Annotated in this window: 25 protein-coding genes; 7 read left to right on the top strand and 18 right to left on the bottom strand. The window is 39.0% G+C overall.

Annotated features, from left to right (window positions below; genetic code table 11):
- Positions 1 to 37: 37 nt before the first annotated feature.
- From NR125_RS01625 to NR125_RS01670, 10 genes are all read right to left on the bottom strand, one after another.
- A complete protein-coding gene (locus tag NR125_RS01625) occupies positions 38 to 769 on the bottom strand; it encodes a GntR family transcriptional regulator (protein ID WP_009330496.1) in 732 nt (243 codons plus the stop codon).
- Positions 770 to 1,052: 283 nt separating this feature from the next.
- Positions 1,053 to 1,886 carry a carbohydrate ABC transporter permease gene (locus NR125_RS01630; RefSeq protein WP_256814661.1) on the bottom strand — a complete coding sequence of 278 codons (834 nt, stop codon included), beginning with the start codon at positions 1,884 to 1,886 and terminating at the stop codon, positions 1,053 to 1,055.
- A gap of 14 nt (positions 1,887 to 1,900) precedes the next feature.
- A complete protein-coding gene (locus tag NR125_RS01635) occupies positions 1,901 to 2,854 on the bottom strand; it encodes a carbohydrate ABC transporter permease (RefSeq protein ID WP_050807781.1) in 954 nt (317 codons plus the stop codon).
- 56 nt (positions 2,855 to 2,910) lie between these two features.
- Entirely contained in the window at positions 2,911 to 4,161 is a 1,251-nt protein-coding gene (locus tag NR125_RS01640) for an ABC transporter substrate-binding protein (RefSeq protein WP_009330499.1), read from the bottom strand.
- A gap of 217 nt (positions 4,162 to 4,378) precedes the next feature.
- Positions 4,379 to 5,653, bottom strand: a complete 1,275-nt coding sequence (locus NR125_RS01645) for a Gfo/Idh/MocA family protein (protein WP_009330500.1) — start codon at positions 5,651 to 5,653, stop codon at positions 4,379 to 4,381.
- Positions 5,654 to 5,749: 96 nt separating this feature from the next.
- Positions 5,750 to 6,799, bottom strand: a complete 1,050-nt coding sequence (locus tag NR125_RS01650; protein ID WP_009330501.1) for a LacI family DNA-binding transcriptional regulator — start codon at positions 6,797 to 6,799, stop codon at positions 5,750 to 5,752.
- Positions 6,800 to 6,904: 105 nt separating this feature from the next.
- On the bottom strand, positions 6,905 to 7,237 hold the full coding sequence (locus NR125_RS01655) for a rhodanese-like domain-containing protein (RefSeq protein WP_034295663.1): 333 nt from the start codon (positions 7,235 to 7,237) through the stop codon (positions 6,905 to 6,907).
- Between the two features lie 140 nt (positions 7,238 to 7,377).
- Positions 7,378 to 8,295, bottom strand: a complete 918-nt coding sequence (locus tag NR125_RS01660; RefSeq protein WP_009330503.1) for a macrolide 2'-phosphotransferase — start codon at positions 8,293 to 8,295, stop codon at positions 7,378 to 7,380.
- A 43-nt stretch (positions 8,296 to 8,338) separates the two neighbouring features.
- Entirely contained in the window at positions 8,339 to 8,935 is a 597-nt protein-coding gene (locus NR125_RS01665; RefSeq protein ID WP_009330504.1) for a TetR/AcrR family transcriptional regulator, read from the bottom strand.
- 452 nt (positions 8,936 to 9,387) lie between these two features.
- Positions 9,388 to 11,055 carry a M4 family metallopeptidase gene (locus tag NR125_RS01670; protein ID WP_217025203.1) on the bottom strand — a complete coding sequence of 556 codons (1,668 nt, stop codon included), beginning with the start codon at positions 11,053 to 11,055 and terminating at the stop codon, positions 9,388 to 9,390.
- A 391-nt stretch (positions 11,056 to 11,446) separates the two neighbouring features.
- On the opposite strand from NR125_RS01670, the gene NR125_RS01675 reads away from it, so the two are divergent.
- Entirely contained in the window at positions 11,447 to 11,905 is a 459-nt protein-coding gene (locus tag NR125_RS01675; protein WP_217025212.1) for a hypothetical protein, read from the top strand.
- A gap of 54 nt (positions 11,906 to 11,959) precedes the next feature.
- On the opposite strand, the gene NR125_RS01680 is transcribed toward NR125_RS01675, so the two are convergent.
- Both NR125_RS01680 and NR125_RS01685 read right to left on the bottom strand, forming a co-directional pair.
- Positions 11,960 to 12,610 carry a YdeI/OmpD-associated family protein gene (locus NR125_RS01680; protein WP_217025214.1) on the bottom strand — a complete coding sequence of 217 codons (651 nt, stop codon included), beginning with the start codon at positions 12,608 to 12,610 and terminating at the stop codon, positions 11,960 to 11,962.
- A gap of 87 nt (positions 12,611 to 12,697) precedes the next feature.
- Positions 12,698 to 13,150 carry an SRPBCC family protein gene (locus NR125_RS01685; protein ID WP_251266612.1) on the bottom strand — a complete coding sequence of 151 codons (453 nt, stop codon included), beginning with the start codon at positions 13,148 to 13,150 and terminating at the stop codon, positions 12,698 to 12,700.
- A 138-nt stretch (positions 13,151 to 13,288) separates the two neighbouring features.
- Between NR125_RS01685 and NR125_RS01690 the strand changes: the two genes are divergently transcribed.
- Positions 13,289 to 13,687 (top strand): nuclear transport factor 2 family protein, encoded by a 399-nt coding sequence (locus tag NR125_RS01690; protein ID WP_009330509.1) that lies wholly within the window; start codon positions 13,289 to 13,291, stop codon positions 13,685 to 13,687.
- A gap of 347 nt (positions 13,688 to 14,034) precedes the next feature.
- Complete coding sequence (gene guaC, locus NR125_RS01695; RefSeq protein WP_009330510.1) at positions 14,035 to 15,024, top strand: GMP reductase; 990 nt, start codon at positions 14,035 to 14,037, stop codon at positions 15,022 to 15,024.
- Positions 15,025 to 15,139: 115 nt separating this feature from the next.
- On the opposite strand, the gene NR125_RS01700 is transcribed toward guaC, so the two are convergent.
- Both NR125_RS01700 and NR125_RS01705 read right to left on the bottom strand, forming a co-directional pair.
- On the bottom strand, positions 15,140 to 15,316 hold the full coding sequence (locus tag NR125_RS01700) for a hypothetical protein (RefSeq protein WP_019381986.1): 177 nt from the start codon (positions 15,314 to 15,316) through the stop codon (positions 15,140 to 15,142).
- A gap of 143 nt (positions 15,317 to 15,459) precedes the next feature.
- Positions 15,460 to 15,909, bottom strand: a complete 450-nt coding sequence (locus NR125_RS01705; RefSeq protein WP_009330512.1) for a GNAT family N-acetyltransferase — start codon at positions 15,907 to 15,909, stop codon at positions 15,460 to 15,462.
- Between the two features lie 228 nt (positions 15,910 to 16,137).
- Between NR125_RS01705 and NR125_RS01710 the strand changes: the two genes are divergently transcribed.
- The 3 genes from NR125_RS01710 to NR125_RS01720 are packed head-to-tail and all read left to right on the top strand — an operon-like array spanning position 16,138 to position 17,197.
- Positions 16,138 to 16,503, top strand: coding sequence for a DUF2089 domain-containing protein (locus NR125_RS01710; protein WP_009330513.1), 366 nt, complete (start codon positions 16,138 to 16,140; stop codon positions 16,501 to 16,503).
- A gap of 12 nt (positions 16,504 to 16,515) precedes the next feature.
- Positions 16,516 to 16,905, top strand: a complete 390-nt coding sequence (locus NR125_RS01715; RefSeq protein ID WP_009330514.1) for an SHOCT-like domain-containing protein — start codon at positions 16,516 to 16,518, stop codon at positions 16,903 to 16,905.
- 10 nt (positions 16,906 to 16,915) lie between these two features.
- Positions 16,916 to 17,197 (top strand): hypothetical protein, encoded by a 282-nt coding sequence (locus NR125_RS01720; protein ID WP_009330515.1) that lies wholly within the window; start codon positions 16,916 to 16,918, stop codon positions 17,195 to 17,197.
- 127 nt (positions 17,198 to 17,324) lie between these two features.
- On the opposite strand, the gene NR125_RS01725 is transcribed toward NR125_RS01720, so the two are convergent.
- Positions 17,325 to 18,515 (bottom strand): aminotransferase-like domain-containing protein, encoded by a 1,191-nt coding sequence (locus tag NR125_RS01725; protein WP_009330516.1) that lies wholly within the window; start codon positions 18,513 to 18,515, stop codon positions 17,325 to 17,327.
- Between the two features lie 68 nt (positions 18,516 to 18,583).
- Positions 18,584 to 19,156: a GNAT family N-acetyltransferase gene (locus NR125_RS01730; protein ID WP_009330517.1), complete on the bottom strand. Its 573-nt coding sequence runs from the start codon at positions 19,154 to 19,156 to the stop codon at positions 18,584 to 18,586.
- Positions 19,157 to 19,215: 59 nt separating this feature from the next.
- Here NR125_RS01730 and pdxR point away from each other — a divergent pair, with 59 nt between their 5' ends.
- The gene (gene pdxR, locus NR125_RS01735) at positions 19,216 to 20,625 is read left to right on the top strand and encodes a MocR-like pyridoxine biosynthesis transcription factor PdxR (RefSeq protein ID WP_256814665.1); all 1,410 of its coding nucleotides are present in this window, start codon (positions 19,216 to 19,218) and stop codon (positions 20,623 to 20,625) included.
- 34 nt (positions 20,626 to 20,659) lie between these two features.
- Here the strand turns inward: pdxR and NR125_RS01740 are convergent, their stop codons facing one another.
- Positions 20,660 to 21,043, bottom strand: coding sequence for a PH domain-containing protein (locus NR125_RS01740; protein ID WP_009330519.1), 384 nt, complete (start codon positions 21,041 to 21,043; stop codon positions 20,660 to 20,662).
- A 24-nt stretch (positions 21,044 to 21,067) separates the two neighbouring features.
- Positions 21,068 to 21,646, bottom strand: a complete 579-nt coding sequence (locus NR125_RS01745; RefSeq protein WP_009330520.1) for an O-methyltransferase — start codon at positions 21,644 to 21,646, stop codon at positions 21,068 to 21,070.
- Positions 21,647 to 21,731 lie beyond the last annotated feature (85 nt).

Genomic DNA, 21,731 nt, shown 5'->3' on the forward strand with positions numbered 1-21,731 from the left:
AACTCATAGCCTTGACACTATGAGTCATTAATACTTATTAGGTCAGTTCAGTATAGAAACGGCAGCGGTCACCGCGGACAATAGATCGGCAAAACTCTACAGGCCTACCTTCTTTATCAAATGCTGTCCTTTCTAATAGTAATGCAGGAAGACCTTCCTTGGTTTGAAGAAACTTGCTCTCATCTCCCCGGATTAGAACTGGTTCAAAAGCTTCTTTTGCTCGCGTAACGACAACATTAAATTGCTGATCGAGCAAATCATATAGTGATATCGAACCAACTTCATTTAACTTGGTCATATCAGGGACCGTCTCTTTTGTAAAAAAAGATGATTCCAGAATAAAGGGTTCGTCATTCGCACATCTCAAGCGTTTTAATTCAATGACATTGCTGTCATTTTTCATTTGCAGCCCTTCTTTAATTTTGGCACCAGGCTTGACTTCCCGAATATCTATAATAATGTCTTTAGGATTCATTCCATGTTCTTTAAGGACTTTGCTAAAACTATAAAAACCCATTAATGGCTGCTGAAACTTGGGCTTTGAAACAAAAGTGCCTTTGCCTTGGATTCTATACAGAACCCCATCCTGAACAAGCTCTTCGATCGCTTTTTTTACTGTATTCCTGCTTACCCCATACTCTTCCATTAATTGATTTTCAGAAGGAACTTTGTCTCCAGTATTCCAATTACCATTGTCTACCGAATCCTTTAATATCTCTTTAAGCTGATGGTAAAGCGGGATAATACTATCGTGCTGCAATTGTTTCATTGAATCCATTTCCTCCAGTTCGTGCTTTAGCAATATTAATTATTTGAAAATTTAATTAAATTATACCATTTCAAGTTACCGTGTCAACCCAACAACCCGTTTTATATGGTATCAATTAATGGGCATTTTCGATAATAGTCTGAAATTAGCCCATAATCTATTACCCGCCTCCAATAAAGACTCTTCGAAGATGGATTGTTGGGTTAAGTGGATTCAAATAAAACTTATAGAAAACCAAAAGAGGAGTTTTTTGAATCTGAAAAAATATAAAATAATTTTCTTTTTATTTTCCTCCCGTAACAGCAATCCCTTCAATAAACTGCTTCTGCAGGAAGATAAACAAGATTAGCATTGGCAAGATGGCTAAGAATGATCCAGCCATAAGAATTGGGTAATTAGTCAAAAATTGACCCTGAAGTGAGGATAATCCCACTGATAGAGTCATAGACTCAGGAGAACTATTGACAATCATCGGCCACATCAATTCATTCCAGCTCCAGAGTGTTGTAAAGATCCCAAGAGCGATTAAACCCGGCTTTGCAAGCGGGAGCATCACCTTCCAATAAATTTGGAAATGATTACAGCCATCTAGTCTGGCTGCTTCCTCCAATTCTTTTGGCAGTCCCATAAAAAACTGCCTCAATAGAAACGTGCCAAACGCGCTGAATAAACCCGGTACAATGACGGCCTGAAGGGAATTGAGCCAGCCTAATTTCACCATTATCATATATTGCGCCAATAGAAAAACTTGCCCAGGCACCATTAAAACAGTAAGCGCTAACAAAAATAGAATGTTCCTTCCCGGAAATTCAATTCTGGCGAATGCATATGCAGCTAATGAACATAAGAACAATTGGCCAGCTGTTCGAAGAACTGTAATAATTACGGTATTGTACATAAATTTGAAAAAGGGCAGGAGTCCAAATACCTCTTTATAATTTCCCCATTGAAAATCTTCGGGAATCAAAACCGGGGGGACTTGAATCGACTCAGCATATGTCTTTAACGAGGTAAGGATCATCCATAGGAAGGGCAGAACCATTGCTGCAGCCCCAATAATCAGGATGAAATGGAAAAGGAATGTTTTACTTGTAATAAGCTTAATTGCTCTGTCCATCAACACCACTCCCTTTAATCATAATGAACCCACTTTTTCTGAAGAACCATTTGGATGGCTGTAATAATTAAAATGACCGCTAATAAAAGAACGGCAATAGCCGCAGCATATCCTTTATCATTTAATACAAATGCATGCTGATAAAACAAATAGACTATAGACTGTGTACTTTCAAGCGCGGTGCTGCTTTTCCCAATCATCATGAAAATCAAATCGAATACTTGAAAAGCACCAATCAGTGACATAATGGACACAAAGAAAATAACCGGTGAAAGCAGCGGCAGTGTAATTTTAAAAAATACAGTGACAGGGCCTGCCCCATCTATTTCTGCTGCCTCATAATACATCTTTGGAATACCTTGCAGCCCTGAAAGAAAAATGACCATATTGTAGCCAATACCGCTCCAAATCGCTACTGCGATAATCGAATATAAAGCAATATTGGGATCACTTACCCACTGTGGACCTTCAATTCGGGCCAATGATAATAAATAATTAAACATCCCATAGTCTGCGTTATATAGCCATTTCCAGACCATCGCAATGGCAGCTGGCATAGTGATGACTGGTAAAAAGTATAAAGTACGGTAAATAGATTTACCTTTGATATTCTGATTTAAAAGAACTGCCACAATAATGGAAAGGAAAATTCCAATCGGCACGGTAAAAATGATATAGATGCTTGTGTTTTTAAATGCTTGCAGGAGAGTTGCATCCTCAAGCAATCTCTTATAATTGTCTAAGCCTGTCCATTCATACTGTCCAAATGCACCCCATTCGGTGAAGCTAAAGTAAAAATTCTGAACAATGGGCCAGAGATAAAAAATAAACAATCCCAGCATTGTAGGTGCAATCATAAGATAAGCCCAAAAATAGTCTGAACGCTTCCTTGTTTTGGCGAGGCTCGAAACCTTTATCCTTTTGGCTGATTTTACTTCTGTCTGAAGAGGTACTTCCTTCAAAGTCATCCCTCCTTATTAGAATGGAAGAGAAGAATAGCAAAATCCTTCTCTTCAATTAGTAATTACTTGGACAATGCCTCATTTGCTTTCTTTGTCAGCTCTTCTGCTGCTTCTTCAATACTTATTTCCTCACTCCACGCCTTTTTAAGTACATCTGTTTCGTACTGCCAGATTTCCCCCGTGTTTTCCACACTTGGCAGAGGCACTGAATATTCTGCTCCATCAATAAATGCTTGAAGGTTTAAATTAGGGACTGATTCTTTCCATGCATCCTGTGTACCATTAAATGCAGGAATAACGGTTCCTGTCTTGGCATAGACTTCTGCTGCTTCTTTAGAACCAAGGAATTGAAGAAACTTCCAGGCTTCTTCTTTATGTTTTGTATTCGAAGATATTACATTGGAAAGCCCGTGAATAGAAACGGCACGTTTTTTCCCTTGTGGAACCACCGCTACATCTAAATCGGGATTTTTCTTATATTCAGGAACCATCCAAGGACCATCAAACATCATCGCTATCTTTCCAGAAGAAAATAATTCAGAAGCCGCCGTTTCGGTCATCTGTGCTTGAGTAGGAGAGAGTCCTTCTTTAATAAAGCTGACATTGTATTCTAATGCCTCGATTGCTTCAGGCTGGTCGAACCCTACAGACTTACTATCCTTAGAAATGATATAGCCGTCATTCTGCCAAATGAAATCATAATATCCGCCTTGATTCCCCATCAATGCCGCATAGCCCCAAATTCCCTTTTCTTTGTCAGTCAGCTGTTTTGCTGCTTCCTTCAATTTCTCCCAATCCCATGTTTCATCCGGGTAGGACACTCCAGCTTCATCGAAGATTTTCTTGTTATACCATAGCCCAGTTGTATCGTAATCTTTAGGGATCCCATAAATATCTCCATCTACCGTGTACAGATCAATCAATGATTCCGGATAATTATCTAAGCTATAGTTGTCCTTTTCCGCCATTTCACTTAATGGGAGAATGACCTTCCCTTCTGCATACTGAACAACGTGTGCACCATTCATCCATAAAACATCTGGCAAAGCACCTCCCGTTGCCGCTGTTTCGAGCTTTTGAAAGTATTGGCCATAAGGAGTGATTTCTGTTTTCACTTTAATATCCGGATATTTTTCATTAAATAGCTTAATAATTTCTTCAATCGCAGGAACCTGCTTTTTATCCCAAAAACCATACGTAATCTCAACCTTGCCATCTTTTTCTCCGCCGGATGCTGCATCACTATCACTGCAGCCAGATAAACCAATCAAACCTAATACAACGGTTACCAGCATGATGATCCATTTCTTCATCCCATTTCCCTTCTTTCCTAAAGTTTTTTGTTAACCTAACTCTAAACATAAGGGGTTTATCTCTAGATGAATCAAAATGTTATGGACAATATGACTTTTATAACGTTCACCACCTCCTTGGATAACGTTTTCCAAACACCCATTTTTCTGCATTAAGAACAATCTTAACTGGCCAAATATATTACAACACTACTTAAAGAGCTGTGCTCACAAACTTTTAAACTTGTATATTGCCAATTAAACCAAGATAATATTCATCTATATTGATAGATTGTCCCTGGTTTAATCGTGACTCTTCCGCCGCGAATGCCATTAGATGACTTCTTACAGATGCGGAAACAGAAGTAACACTGTCATTTTTATTACCGTTCCGGACTTCTTCTAGGAAAAGTCTCATAATTCCGCGGTCTCCACCGCCATGCCCGCCTATTGGCTGACCAAAATGGATCACAGTTTCCTGCCTGGTTAGGAAATCATAAATTGTGATTTTATTTTCTTCCATGTTCCCGCGGATTTCACCTTTGGTTCCCATTATTTGTACGATTCGAGTTTGTTCTCTTGTAAAGCCGCACATGCTGAAGGTTGCAGTTGCCCCGCCATCGAATTCCATATTGACGACCTGATGGTCAACGACATTATTATCTGAACGATATACACACTTTCCATAAGGGGTTTTATTCAAGGCTTCAATTATGCCTTCATTTGTATAGTCTTCTGTGAATTTTTTTGCCCATCCTCTTCCTTCACCGAGATAATACCGTCCTGCATGGAATGGACACTCCAGCTCGGCAGGACAACCATCCAAGCATCGCAATGGGGCTCCTTCCGGGGCATTTTCCGCTTTAAAATGCATCAGGGATCCATACGAACTTAATCGTTTACATGGTTTTTCCAGTATATATGAAATGATATCCATGTCATGACAGGACTTCTGGAGGATCATCGGACTTGATTTTTCTTTGTTATTCCAATTGCCTCTTACAAAGCTGTGTGACATATGCATAACTTCAACATTTTCATTTAATTGAAGAGATACAACATCACCGATCTCCCCTCTGGAAATTACCTTCTTAATAGCTTTCCAAAAGTCGGTATACCTGAGCACATGGCAGATGGTCAGCTGCCGGTCATATGTTTTAGCTTGCTGTTCCATTAATATACATTCCACCGGGTCTGGTGACATTGGTTTTTCCAAGAGGACATGATACCCTTGCTCTAAAGCTCTCATGGTAACTTTGAAGTGATTTCTATCCAGGGTGCAGATAATGGCAATATCGGCAATTTGTTTGTCCAGCTGTGAGATCTCTTCCCATGATTCATAGCAATTTTCATTTGGAATCTGATGTTCTTGCTGGATTCTCCCTCTCCTTTCCTTATTTGGTTCTGCAACAGCAATAATCTTTAGTTCATGCGGATAATCGAGCGCATACGGTGCATATGCTCTCGCCCCTCTGTCTCCAGCTCCTATAAGGAGCGCTGTCATTGTCTTCATGTAAATTTCTCCTCTCTATTGAGCCAAATAAATCTTCCGGAAATTTTCCGTTTTTTATCCAAACGTTTTCCAAGCGTTTTTAAAAAAAAGAACCGATTAGGTCCGTTTTTTAGAAGATGATTCACGAATAACTAACTCAAATGGTAAAATAATTTTGATTGGCAGTACTACTTTTTCCTCTACCATTTCCATAATCGTTTTCGCGGCCATTTTCCCCATTTCATATTTTGGGATTTCTACTGTTGAAAGCGGCGGTGATGAATATTTCCCCATTTCAATATTATCCACTCCAAAGAAAGCAATATCTTCGGGTATTCTTAACTTATTTTCTATAACTGCTCTCATTGCGGCCAGTGCCATTAAATCACTTGCACAAACCATAGCTGTCGGCAAATCTCCCGGACTGCTTTTAATGAGCTGATTCATTCCCTCATAACTGTTTTCCATTTTCCATCTGGTATTGATAACCCATTCATCCCGAATAGAAAGGTCTGCTTCTTTCATAGCAGATTGATAACCTTTAAATCGTAATTCTTCATTTAAGTCCTGGAAGGCTTCATTTATTCCACCGCCGATAAACCCAATATCACGATGCCCCAGACTCACTAAATGCTGTACAACTTTTTCCAATGCGGCCACACGATTATAATCTATTATGGCAATATCTTTATCGGAATAGTAGAAGTCAAGTCCCACAACAGGAATCGTTTGCTGTATGTAATCAATTAAGCTCTCATCAATACTGTCTATCAGCAGCAGTCCTTCAATACCCAGATCATGAATGGTCTTAAGAAGAAGTGCTTCATTCTCAATCTCATCCTTCGTAATACTTATCAATGTATAATCATTTTCTGTTAAAGTATCACGAATACCAGTATAGATATTAGAAAAGTATGGGTTGATTTCAGCCTGTGTAGGATTGGCAACCCATCCAATTTTCATTGTCCTGGCATCACTTTTATTTTGTCTGTTGTTAACGAGATTTCTTGCATGCTGATTAGGTGTATACCCCAGCTCTTTGACAGCCTGCCAAATTTTATTTCTCGTTTCCTGGTTAACATTCCGTGTCTGGTCATTCTGAATGACTCTGGAAACAGTAGAAATAGAAACTCCAACATACTCCGCAATATCCTTTAATCTAACCACAAAACACACCTCTAGGCTGTAACTTCCTGCAGTAATCGCCGGAATTTTTTGAATTTAAATAGACTATAGCACCTGGATTTATTTTAAGTCAATAGCTTTTAATATTTATTTATTTCTAATAAACTCCTTCCAGGCTGTAATCCCACCCACTAAAACAGTAGCATTGAATTCTTTTTCAGAAAGGACGGCTGCACACCGAGCAGCTGAATTTCCTGTTGTACATGCAACAATTATTTCTTTCCCCTGTGGCAAAGAGTCAGTTTTGGCATCGAAAGTGTGATTTAAGATATGTGTTTTTGGTATATTTAAACTTTCGATGTTAGAACCTTCTAAATGATACGCTTTGTATTTTTCCTCTGCTCTTACATCTAATAAGGTGACATTCTCTTGCTTCATTTTTTCATATAATTCTTTTGGAGTAATTTTGTTAAGTGCCAATTTAATCTGCTCCTTCAATTTAACTTTAATTTAATTTTACGACAGATGGAAGGATTTCTCACGATTCAAAGAATTAAGATAGGACGTCCACGCTGCACAATACCATTTACAGTATGGACAGACCCATTTGTTTTTCATTTTTAAGCTTTATTATTCCCACTCACACCTAACACCTGTCTTGCCATCTCCACATATTCCTCCTCCCCGGAAACTATAGCAAACTCTGCTATGGCAACTGGAAATGCTGCTTCCAATTCAATGATGTGCTCTTTCATCTTAGGCCAGGTGTATCCCCCTGCTTCCCGATATGCTTTAATGAGGGATTCAAGCCCATCTTCACCGAATGCTTTATATTGGAATACAAAGTCATTTGATATATCTGAGACCTTTGCTTCAGTCCAATCTATTAAACCTGTTACATTTGCGTTTTTATCAACTAAAGTATGGCCTGCATGTACATCACCATGAATAAACCCCGTTTCCATTGGCCACAGCTCATCATCGGTTAACCAGGCCTGCCATCTTCTCCACAGCGATTCACCTGCTCCGAATTTTGCCTTTACTGCATCCATGCGCTCTCTCATTGACTGTCTCAGCTCTTCTGGTGTATGAACCACCAATCCAGCTTCGGCCGCCTGATCCTTTGGAATACTATGAATATCAGCCAATGCCTTTCCAAGGGTTTCATGAAAACTCTTCGGCACATTATTGATATCAATTTCCCAAACATAGTTTTGAATTTCATGGTCGATTGTCCCGGCAGGTATTCCATTTAACTTCTTATATGCAATCAATTCATTCGTATAATTGGACCAGTCTGGTGCCTGGTAATTCGTTATGTTCTTATTCACCAAATCTAATGCTTTTTTCTCATCCTTCGTTCTTGGCATAACATCATCACGTCTGGGAAATCGAAGCACCCACTCATTTTCCTCCAGATCAAATGCAAAAACTACCTGAAAGTCCATCCCTGATTCATTAAATACTAACGTGTCTCCCTTAAGCATCAGACCATGACGTTCTGCAATTTCTATCACTTGCTTTTTCGTTCTACTCATTTTTTCACAACCTAACTTTTAAAAATAATACTGGTATTAAAGATTATCTTGTAAGTTCTTTTGCTGCAGCATTGAAAAGAATTTCCTGAACTGCTGGATAAATCTCCTCACCAAGATCTTTTTTATGAATAACCATTGCTAAACATGCTCGTATTACACCCGCGATTACTTCTACATCTTTATTTATGATTTTGTTAAGTTCCTTATTCTCCTTTATAAATTCCATAAGGGGAACAATGCTTCTTAAAGTATTCGTTGCTGTATATTCGTGATTTATCTTTCGGGAAACCAGGTTGTATTCTTCCAGATTGGTGATTAATCTCTGTGTTAATACATTTGATTCCAGTGCAGAAGACATTTCATCAAGCAAAACTTTTATGGCTCTGCCTGTATCCTTTTCCTGTTTCACTTTTGGCCATACCTGTCTTTCAACACTTTCCCCTTCTAAAGTTAATAACTCAAGGTAAAGCTTTTCCTTTGATTCAAAAAATACATAAAAGCTGCTTTTTGCTATAGATACAGAAGATGTTATTTCTTCAATGGATGTATTTTTCAGCCCCTTTGCTATAAAAAGCTGATGTGCATTCCGCAGCATATCCTGCCTGATTCTTTCCTTTTCTGCTTCAGAAAATTTCGGCATTTTTTTACACCTCCGGCTTAAAGATTCTCATAAACATAAAAACAATTTGATTATTTGTTTTTATAATATGCAAACTCAAAATAAATGTCAAATAGAATATAGGATTACAAGAACAGGAAGAACTCTACGCAATCCTCCATTGCCCGCTGTCAAAGCTGTCAGATACAAGCACAAGCAATTCTAAAAATCTATAAGGACAATTTATATTCGGACAATTAACATTATCCCGGTCAATATAGATTACTTTAAACGTAGTCTACGGCTTTTAGGACTCCTTCAGAATTGAATTTAACATGGATTCAATTCTGAAGGAGGATATTATCCAGAAAGTTATTAGTTTTACAAAAACACATATATATTCTCTAACATATACGGGAACTAACGAATGGACCAAAAAAGTAAAAGGAAAGGCATTATTCAATTGAATAATGCCTGACTCCCCAAGTATTTACTTAGTTGATCCCCACTGCATCAAATCCCGCATGAACGGCTGCTTCTTCCACGCTGCCTTCACCATATAGATCAATGGCGGACTGAACGATTGCCTGTCGCGCGTCACTAAAATCAGAATTTGAGGTTAAGTAAACCGTTAAAGCACGGTAGTAAATTTTTCCTAATTTCTCCCTTCCAAGTTCTTGACCAATCAAGTATGCAGCATGGTTGGTAATAGAGGAGTTCACATGTACACCGCCATTGTCCACATTAAGCGGCATATTATAAAACTCATCCATATGATCCGGATATACTCCGCTTCCATAGGCTGCTCTTTGAGGGTTACTTACTACAACACTGTTTGGATCACTTAAGCTGCGCAATCTCGTTACACCATCAGCTTTGGCGCTTGGGGCCATAATGTCCTCACCCATTTCCCAATCTTCATCATCAACAAGTACACCAAAGACATCGGCAAATGATTCATTCAGTGCACCAGATTGATTCCGGTACGCCAGATTAGCAGTATGGGAGATAACACCATGCGTCATTTCATGTGCCGCAACATCAAGTCCCGCTGATAATGGGATAAAGAATTCACCATCTCCATCCCCATAGGTCATAAAACGCCCATTCCAGAATGCATTGTTGTAATTGCTGCCATAATGAACATACGAATTAATAGCCATTCCTTCCCCATCGAGGGAATTGCGGCCATGCTCATTTAGAAAATAATCATAGACCTTTTCAGAATTATAATGGGCATCAACAGCAGCACGATCATAATCGCCAATAAAGGCAGCGGAATTCCCAACATAAAGAGTATCATTACTAGAATTTCCATCATTTTTAGCATCATAGGTAAGAATCCCACCGAGATTTTCATGAGAATAATCTGCCAAGGCAAACTTTGTACCTGAGGCCTCTTCCTTTACTCGGGTAATATGCAGCTCCCTGTGGTCACCATGTACCCCTTTACCAAAACCTTTTTGTGTTTTGTTTTCTTCAGCATGCATTATGCCATTGTATTTATCAATAACATGGCCTGTCTTTGCATCAACAAACACAAACCAGTTCCCAGGCTCTTCCCCCATGAAGTTCACATTTACTTTATAAGCTGTATGATTCTTTCCTTCAAATGGATAGACAACAAGCTCGGAAGTTGGGGTATATGTAAGTTCTTTTGGAGCACTGACAGCGGATAAGGCTTCTTTTATTGCAGCATCATTGCTTAAGGAAACAGACGAGTCCACTGCATCATCGGCAATTGCCTGATTTACTCTTCCATTAACGGATACTACTTCATGTTTCTCATTATAATGGACAGTCACTTCAGCCCCTTCAACAGTCACGCCATTAACTGCCTGTTTGAAGCGGACGTGAGTCATTCCGAGTTCATCCTTTTGAACATTTTTCAATTTCAGGTTTTTATCCGGATTTTTAATTCCTGTTTTATCCTGATTTTTCTTCAAATAATTTAACGCGTTTGAAGGGCTGCTGGAAGAGAATTTTGTTGCAGATCGCTCCTTAACAAACAATGGGACACTTGCATTCTCATTCCACTCCTTTAAAGCTTGTTGATGATGGTCGTTTGCTGAATCTGCCGGCTTGGCAAAAACATTTACAGGGATCGACCCCGCCAGTAGAGCGGACGACAGTAATACCGGTAAAATCAGCTTTTTTTTCAAACTTTTGACCTCCTATTATTTAGATACTCTAAATTATAGAATAGGAGAGTATAATTTAAATGAATAATACGAATTATTTTTATATTATGAATTTTGTCGATTAAATAGTTAAAATTTACCAAATTGAATCTTAATACAGGATTCAACTCATCAACTAATTTATTGCACAGACTCTTATACCACTGAATAGTATATATTTACAAACAGTTTCTCTATTACTCTTCAAAAGCATAAGGTTGGCAGTTTGCAGCAGATATTCAGTCATGAAGCGAAACGTACATATCACCAGTACATACCTAAGTTAACCTGGCTGCATCAAAGAAATGGTGAGGTAACGCAGTGAAAAGCAATATACGACAACATTAAGAAAAGAAAAGGATAAATCCTATTAATGGATTGCTGGATGACAGCACCCTTTTCTAAAAAAGATATGCCTATTAATCTATTAAACAATAGTTGGTATGAAATTTTACCTTATAAAAGTATTGAGGGATTTAATTACTTCGAAAGGGGGAAAGATCATATGGGAAACATACATAATACGTTTGGTTTAAACAAATTCAAAACAATGAAAGAAACATCAAAAGCTGTGGAATTTAGAAATATCGTAAACGGTGAAGTCATTTATCTACTTCCAAACAAAGAAATTACGATCGTTTTAAACCCGAAAAAAGTTGAAGGAAATAAGGAACTGGAGGAAAAATCCACAGGTCTTAGTCATAGTACTGCTCTCAGGGAATTCCCTAAAAGGGAACACACAGGAAATGGACCGATTTGCTATGGTTATGCATTTAAATTTTTATCCGTTGAGGAATTAGATGTATTCTTAGATGAGTTAACTAAATTATAGTTTTTTTCAATGTGCCTGCCCCCAAATTACAAAAGTCTGGGGCAGGCACCTTGCTTATTTCTTCTTCTGCCTAAACAAATCCACCGATTTATACCCTTGTGATAAAATCTCCACCATCTGGGCTTCGCGTTTCTCACGTGTTTTCTGCTGCTTAACAGAAAAGACATAACGGGCCCAATCCCTTTGATAGCCAGGGGTTAATTCCAGATAAAATTTCAATTCATCTGGATAATTTTCTAATAGCTTTTCAATGTCTTTCACGTTATCCTCGTAATCAGCTACACATTGACTCGGGGCGGATGACTTTTTTTCTTTCTTTTTCTCCCGTTTTAATCCAACAACAGTAAAGACATCATCCATACTCACCATCCGTGAGAATTTCACATCGCTATTCCCCACAAATCCATCTTCGCCTACTTTCATGGCTGGAAAAATCTCATCTCTGTGAACGAAGGTATCATACCGCTTGTTCCCTTTTTTGGGGTAAGCGAAAAATAAATATCCTTTATCAAGAAGCTGATCCTCATGGATAACTGTTTGAGTATGCTTCACCATTTCATCAATCGTTTCAACAAAAATGAAAATGGCATCATGCTCTCCTGATAATTCCGTCTTAAATCCATTAAATATATCATAATCACTTGGCTGATTTAGCACAGCCATATTTTTATATTTGCTCAGCTTTAATTTATCTATGATTGTCATAACTTGCTCCTTTTTAACTTTGGTCTTTAGACCGAACACTTATCTCAAAACAGTGTTTAATTTTGCGGTTCGACTTTACTAAAATCATCACTTCTCTAAATAGCTTTTCAAGGAATCCAGATCTTTCGCACAGGCTTTTTTAAAAGCACCAGCTATCATCTTTCCAAACAGCTTTGACAAACCAGTAAGCCCCTTTATCTCACCTACTAAAGTAACCTCTGAAGCATCACCTGCTGATTCGATTATGTAGGTAAATATAAATTCTCCTTTTCCTGTTGTCCCTTTGGTCCCGTCACAGCGAAGGACAATTTTGCAGGGCTCATCAAGATCAATAACTTCAAAATGTTCAGTAGCCTCGTTTCCAAACATTTTCCTTGTCTCTTTCCACTGACTCCCCACCTTCAATGGCCCGCTTTCGAACCGCTCTATTCCAACTAGGCCTTGCATCCAGTCCTTGGCCGAATCAAGATCAATTAAACCGTAGTAGGCCTTTTGTGCAGATACCTGAATGGTTCTTTTCACTTCAAAACGGATACTCAAGCAAACTGCCCCCTCTCAATAACTAATAAGAATCTCCATTTCACACTAATATTTTATTATATAATTGTCATTACTTTTAGTATATTTTATACTTCTATTAAATTAAGTAATTTCTGTGATATGAAAGGATGAATGAAAATGAGTGCGGAGCAGCAATCGACTTCAAGCCTATCACTGAAAGAAAAAGCAGTATCTTTCCTGCAGCTCGTGGCATCAGGCCAAGTCCGCGAAGCCTACCAGTGTTACATCAGCCCTGGTTTTACTCACCATAATCCCTATTTCAAAGGCGATGCAGATACACTCATGCTCGCGATGGAAGAGAATGCAGAGAAAAACCCTGACAAAATACTTGAAGTCAGACTCGCAATCCAGGAGAATGAAACCGTCGTGGTTCATTCCCATGTGAAGCAGAATCCAGAGGATCGCGGAGGAGCCGTCGTACATATCTTCCGGTTTCAAGGTGGCCAAGTGGCTGAGCTTTGGGATGTTGGGCAGCCTGTGCCTGAGGACTCACCTAATGAGAATGGCATGTTTTAATCTATTTTTATGAACTACCAGAAAATAGGTGCCCATCCAAGAATCCAATAATTTATGAGCCGGACAATGCTCTTATAACCTTTTGCTTACCCCAGCTGAAAATTTTAGCACATTATCACTTTTACGCGTTTTCACTTTAATTAGTTGAAATTACATTCTGAATTGTATAAAATTAAATTGGTCGAACCCTCACAATTCGACCCCCTATTATCCATTGGGCTTAGGAATTTTCTAAGCTCTTTTTTAATGATGCTTCCATAGGTGCTTGTATAAGATCAATTGAAACTGAAAAACCTATCCTTGCAATGGATGTGCGTATCAGCTTTGTTTTCAATAGGAGGATTACTATGGAAAATGTATTCGATTATGAAGATATTCAATTAATTCCCGCAAAAAGTATCGTCAATAGCCGATCTGAATGTGATACAACGGCATTCCTGGGGGGACGTGCGTTTAAGCTTCCGGTGGTGCCTGCTAATATGCAGACGATTGTAGATGAGAAAATTGCCATATACTTAGCAGAGAACGGGTATTTCTATATCATGCATCGTTTCGAACCGGAGAAGCGAATTTCTTTTATAAAAGACATGAAGGCGAGAGGGCTATACTCTTCGATCAGTGTAGGGGTCAAAGAAGGCGAATATGCATTTATACAGCAGATTGCTGATGAAAAGCTTTCACCCGAATACATTACCATTGATATAGCTCATGGCCATTCCAATGCTGTCATCCAAATGATCCAGCATATTAAGAAATACCTTCCTCAAAGCTTTGTGATTGCCGGCAACGTCGGCACCCCCGAAGCCGTCAGAGAATTAGAGAATGCTGGAGCTGATGCTACAAAAGTTGGCATAGGACCTGGCAAGGTGTGCATCACAAAGATTAAAACTGGATTTGGGACGGGCGGCTGGCAGTTAGCTGCACTTCGCTGGTGTGCAAAGGCAGCAAGCAAGCCGATTATAGCTGATGGAGGTCTTCGCACCCATGGTGACATCGCTAAATCGATTCGATTTGGTGCAACAATGGTGATGATTGGTTCCTTATTTGCAGGACATGAGGAATCTCCTGGAAAAACCATCGAGAATGAGAAAGACGGAAAGCTCTATAAAGAATACTTTGGCTCAGCCTCTGAATTTCAAAAAGGCGAAAAGAGAAATGTTGAAGGCAAAAGAATTTTAGTAGAGCACAAAGGATTTTTAGCAGATACCCTGAAAGAAATGGAGCAGGATCTTCAGTCCTCCATTTCTTATGCAGGCGGCAACAGGCTGGATGCCATCCGCCATGTCGATTACGTTATTGTTAAAAATTCGATTTTTAATGGTGACAGGGTTTTTTAACCCCTAATTTATAAAACCACAGAAGATGCCTTCCTTTTCCCATAAGGAAGGCATCTTCTGTGGTCTCAGCATTCTCTTTTAAATTGAACAAACACATATTATGTACACTTTGAGGTTAAGATCCTATAGACTGCTCTACTGCATTTTCCCAGCTCGGAAAATAATACAATGCATTTTTCATTAACTCTGGGTTTGATTTTTTTACTTGCTTCTTTCGGGGCGGCTGCCCTTCTTTTTCCAACAGTTCAGAGATCCCGGTCAATACTTCTTCAACACTCATGCTTGTTTCCACATCATTCCTCCTTTTTGAATTCAACTATATAATCTCCATATGACGAAAAATTATTCAGTATTCCTTCAAAATGATTCTTCCGTATTTAGCTAGTATTCTATCTTGTACAAAAATCGCGACTAAATAAGTAATAAGGTTCCGGATTAAAAGATTAGTTTCATCCCTTCGTGACTCGCCATAAACCCCAGCTTATGATAAAAACGATGTGCATCATCACGCTCCTTATCAGTCGTCAATTGAACAAGACCACACTCCTCAGACTTTGCTATGGCAATCGCTTCTTTAAACAAGGCTTCCCCCACCCCTTTACCACGGCAGTGCTGATCAACACGCACCCCTTCAATTTGTGCTCGTTTCATCCCTTGACGTGCCAGCCCAGGAATGATTGTTAATTGAAGGCAGCCAATCACAGCCTGACCGTCTATCGCCAAAATAATCTGATTTCCCGCCTGTGCTTCTATTGCCTTAAATGCTTTATAATAACAATCCGGCAGCGGGTCTTCATACCTTTCACGCTTTGCTCCTAATTCATCATCGGCAAGCAAGCGGACAATAGCTTGTAAATCTTTTTCATCTGCATTTCGAAAATGCATTGAAAATCACTCCTTCAGCTAGAAAATATTTAAATGCATCACTGATTACTTTCTATGAATATTTTATTTTCCCTTTATTAGGATATTTTCACAAAACCTCTGCATTTCACCTAAAAAATCAATAAATTTAAATTTTTAATTAAAATTATTAATTTTTTTCATTTTAATTATTTATTTATTTGATTCATTATTATATAATCAATTCAAATAAAAGGAAGGAATTTCATTATGGCTTATAAATTAATCACAGATTGTCCTGTTTGCAGTAAAACATTGAAAATTACAAAGCTGCAGTGCTCTCATTGTCACACAACGATTGAAAATGAGTTTGAATTATCTAAACTGGCATCATTATCAAAGGATCAGCTTCATTTTGTGGAAGTATTTTTAACATGCAGAGGAAATATCAAAGAAGTTGAAAAGGAACTGGGGATATCCTATCCAACGGTTCGAGGCAAGCTAACAGACATCATATCATCCCTCGGATATGTACAGAAGAAGAAGAATGAAGCAGATGAGAAAAAAGTTGTCACCATGTTGGAAAATGGCGAAATCACACCAGAAGAAGCCATTAAGCTATTAAAAGAGGAATAGGGAGGATTTATCATGAAAGAAGAAATTACGAGAGTGTTAACAATGGTTCAAGAAGGGAAGATTGATGCAGATAAGGGATCAGAACTGATCCAAATATTAAAAGATAAAGAAGAAACAGGTAATAAGCCAGCATTAAAAACAAATAAATATTTAGATAAAACTTTAAAAATCCGTGTTGTATCCGCCGAAAATGATAACGTCACGGTCAATTTGCCAATAAAACTTGTTAAGGCAGTATTAATGGCTGGACACAGCATCGCAGCGAGTATCCCTCAGTCAGAAAAATACGTTAAAGATATAGACATAAGCCTTATTATCGAAGCAATCGAAAATGAATTAGACGGCCAAATCGTTGATATTAAATCGGCAAACGGAGATACCGTTTCGGTCATCATTGATTAGTGAGTTGATTATGCTGCATGTAAAAGTGAAAGCAAAAGATGTTCGGTTAACCATCCCAATTCCATATGCAATTTTAAACATTGCTATTTCCATTTTTTGTTCAAAATTGTTTCATCAAAATGTAAACAAATGGACAAAAGTGCACTTCGAAAGAAAAAGACTGGACTTTACATTTCCATTAATAGATAAAGAAGCGCTAAAGCCTATTGTCAAGGAACTGAAAAATCAAAAGGGGCTCGTGATAGTAGATGTCAAAGCTAAGGACGGTTCTGAGGTTCGGGTAAGACTATAATTTATTTACATCTATCACTGACTGGATTTAAAGAAAAAGCCTAATTTCTGGCTTACAATACCAAGATAATTAGGCTTTGTTTCCTTTATTCCTCTTCATTTTTAAAAGTTCCATAGAAATATTTTCATTAAAGATAGGCCTCTGCGGCTTTTCCCAGCCTGCGAATCCCCTCAGTTATTTCCTTCTCATCCGCATAACTGAAGGAAAGGCGCAGAAATTCCGTTCCGTCTGCCTGATCTTTGAAAAAGTACTTGCCAGGAATAAAAGATACCCCCTTTGCCAGGGCATGTGTCAGCAGTTCCGATGTATCGGCACCGGGAATTTTCATCCACACGAAGTACCCCCCTTCGGGCACATACCAGGAAGCTGATTCAGGAAAGTACTGTTCCAGTGCGGAGGTCAGAACATTGCATTTGGACCGGTATGTATCTCTCATGGTTACTAGTTTATTATTTAAATCTGTGTTTGCTAAATAAACAGCCATGGCAGCTTGAGCAAACGGATGGTTCAGATCTTTTTTAAACCAGGCGCATGCATGGATTATTTCACTTGCTCCCGCTATCCATCCTATACGCATGCCCGGGGCCACTATCTTGGATAAGGAACCAACATGCAGAACTTGAGAGTTTTGATCCATTGCTTTTAAAGTGGGGAAACTTTTATTAAATGATAATTCCCCATAAGCATCATCCTCAACTATTAGGAAATTATATGTTTTGGCAAGCTCCAATACATGCTGCCGGCGCTCTCCTGTCATCGTAGTGCCTGTAGGATTTTGAAAGGTTGGGATTGTATAAAGAAAACGCGGCAGAGTAAGCCCTTTTTGCTTCCTATCCTCTAGAATCTCTTCCAATACACCTGTTTGAAGTCCGTGCTTGTCTACAGGAATACTAATTATATGTTTGGTGTAATTTTGGAAAATTTCTAAAGCCTCCATATAAGTAGGTGATTCTATTGCCACGATTGACTCCTCATCCAGGAGAATGCGGGCAATCAAATCGATCGCCTGACAGGCACCTGAAGTGATCAAAAGCTCTTTTTCCGTAACAGATACCCCCCGCTCTTTCAACCTCTTTAAAACCTGTTCCTTGAGTTTTATTATTTTGGGACTTCCTATATAATGGAGCGGCAAATCATGTTCTTCCTCTAATAAACTGTTAACAGCTGCCTTTACCTCTTCATCAGGTATAAGGGCAGGAGCTGGATAGCCGCAATGCAGGCGTATACACTTATCTGGAATCTCCGGAATCCACTCCCCAGGGGGAGTATTCTGAAGCGCCCCTTTGATATTATCAGGAAAAAAAGAACCAGCACTCATTGTATCCACACCCTTCCAGCAGTTTTATTATTCATTATAAACTTCTTGCCTGAGATGCTCCACAAAAACTATATAAGCAAGTGCTCCTGGAAAAGTTTTTTTACTTTTGCCCAATCTTCCTTTATGACACTATACAGGACAGTATGACGAATAGTCCCTTCTTTTCTTATCATATGATTTCGAAGAATGCCTTCTTTTACCGCACCGATTCGTTCTATCGCTTTCTGTGATCGGATGTTTTCATGTCCGGTTTTGATTTGGACGCGATTAAGTGACAGTTCTTCAAAACAGTATTTCAATAACAAATATTTACAGTTTGTATTGAAATTCGTGCGCCAATAAATAGGGTTCATCCAAGTGGAGCCGATTTCTAGATGTTTATGCTGGGCTGAAATATCGAGAAACCAAGTAGCGCCAATGATCTTCCCTGTATTTTTATGGATAATGACAAAAGCAAAATCGGTGCCTTGCTCCCGTCTTTGTATGGCATCTTTGACATAATGAATGACCCGGCCTTTCTCAGTTAAATCAACAGACATATGGTCCCATATTCGTTTATCCTGAGCTGCTTCACAAATTCCTTCAACATGATCAAGTTCCATAGGAATTAACTGCACAACATTGTTTTCTAATTTTCGCATGCTATCACTCTCCTTGAATCAATTAAAACCGATTTCTGGTATGATAAAAATAACCAAAAATGAATTTTAATATAATACCAGGGAATGATTTGATGGAGCTTCAAATTCTGCTTTCGGAAAATGGAATAAAGTATAAAGAAATCTATGAACAAATTCGGCTGGCGATTTTAGATAAAAAATTGTCAGCTCATGCAAGACTTCCTGCAAAGCGGAGGCTGGCTGAACAATTAAACGTAAGCATCATAACTGTTCAGATGGCTTACGAACAATTGCAGAGTGAAGGGTACTGTTATTCAGCAGAACGCAAAGGCTATTTTGTTTCTGAAATTCAGGATGAAATGCATTATAGTCAGATTAATACAATGGGCCTGGAGAAAAGAGATCAGCAAGAGTTTCTCATTAATTTTAAAAATGGGCAGATAGATGCCTCTGCATTTCCTTACAAACAATGGAATAGACTTTATCGAAAAGAGCTTAAGGAATCCAATGCCAGCAATGGCCCGTGGCAGGGTGAATATTCTTTGCGTGTTCAAATTGCACAATACCTTCAGCAAGCTAGAGGGCTAGCCTGTCAGCCGGAACAAGTGTATCTATTCAGCGGATTTCAGCCGCAGCTGTTAAATGTCTGTTTGTTTTTTAAGCGGAAAGCCATCGGGATTGAAGATCCAGGTTTTATTCGGGCAAGATCTGTTTTTGATCAATTACAGCTGCCTTGTTATCCGATTTCTGTGGATGAGGATGGATGCTGTGTGCCTGATGCTGAAGAGCCAATAAAATTATTGTATACGACACCTGCTCATCAATACCCTACCGGTACAATTATGTCTATTGCCAGAAGGATTGAGCTGTTAAATTGGGCAATCAAACAGGACGCTTATATTATCGAGGATGACTATGATTCTGAATTCCGCTACAAAGGGGCACCAATCCCGGCATTGTCCCATTTGGATTCAACCGGGCGGGTACTGTACTTTGGCACCTTTTCAAAAACATTGCTGCCATCACTTCGGATCAGCTATCTGATTATGCCAGTATCTCTGCAGCAAGACTTTGAAAAATTTAATGCTTACCAAAAGACGAATGTTTCAAGAATCGATCAGCAGGCTGCTGCAAAATTTATGGAAGAAGGACTTTATACATCTCATATAGAAAAAATGAGAACGTTATATCGATCCAAGCGGAGCTGTTTAATAGAAAGCCTGTCAAAACACTTAGGAGACCACTTTGACATCATTGGAGATACAGCGGGCTTGCATATCATCGTGAAATTACCCGAAGGATTGACTGAAGCGAAAGCAATTGAACTGGCAAAGTCGGCAGGTGTTGAAATCGATGCTGTTTCGCCTATGTATCAGCTGCACAAGCCAAACCATCATGTGATGATTGGATATGGCGCACCCTCGATGGACGAGATTGAGAGAGGAGTCCAGTTAATCACTAAATCATGGAAAAGTTGTCTGAGCAACTAAGCTAAGCTATAAATTCCACAATTTAAAAGGGCGTTTATCCTACGGGATAACGCTCTTTTGCCGAAGCAGCAAACATACACATCTTTTCCTTAACCGCTGCCATAAAATCAAACATATTCATCCCCTGGATTTGCTGAAATTTATACAAGTCCTGGTTATAGTACATATGAATATGCCTGCCGGTGATTCCCCTTTTTTCTTCAATGGAAGTTAAATTGATATACGCAAATTCTTCAACTAAATCCTTGGTTGTTCCTGATGCAGGAATTCCATAAAACAGCAGTCTTTTGTTTGTTGCCGCAAAGAAGCCTGGATGCGGTGCTAAACAGAAATGAGCCACTAATGAACAGCTTAGACATTCAATAATGGTTTCACCTTCATACAATACATGTTTAACCTGATTTTTAACGCTACTCATGGAACGTCCCCCCTTAATAAACTATCAAACCGCTGTCTTCACTGCCAGTATCAGCCCAGTAGACCAATCCAATTCTGTAATGTCCAGGTCAGGTCTGTCCTGCAGTGTTTTCAGGAGTTTAGTGGCTTTGATCCGAAATTCTTCAGGCAATTTCTGCTGCGGAAACACATCATGAATCACATAAAAACCGCCGATATTTAAATGATCCAGGGTTTTGTCCAGAAGCTCAAATTTCCCTGGCCACGTATCTGCAAAAATAAAATCGAACCTTTCCGACAGGTTTTGAATAAAAGCTGCTCCGTCCTCACAGCAAAATGTAATTCTGCTGTCATACCCGAGGTTTTTTTTCGCGATGGATTGAACTGTCGAATCTATGTCAACGGTCGTTAGCTTACTGCTTTCATCCATCCCATCTATGATCCAGGAAGCAGATGCCCCCGTACCTGTGCCCAGCTCCAAAAAGCTTCCTCCTGGTTTGGAGGCAGCCAGCCCCTTTAGTAAAAACCCTGTTTTTCGATCACATGATTGCCCGAAACCCAGCACATCAGAATCCTGTAATATTCTCGAATATGCTTCCGGTACCTGTATAACACTGTTTTCCATTTTGTTTTTCCTCCTCTTTCTTCGTTATTATCTAAACCGAGATCAACCTAAAAAGAACATCAAAAAAAGGCCTCTTTATAAGAGG

The organism is Cytobacillus sp. Bac17 (genome assembly GCF_024519925.1).
Classification (GTDB): Bacteria; Bacillota; Bacilli; order Bacillales; family Cytobacillaceae; genus Cytobacillus; species Cytobacillus pseudoceanisediminis.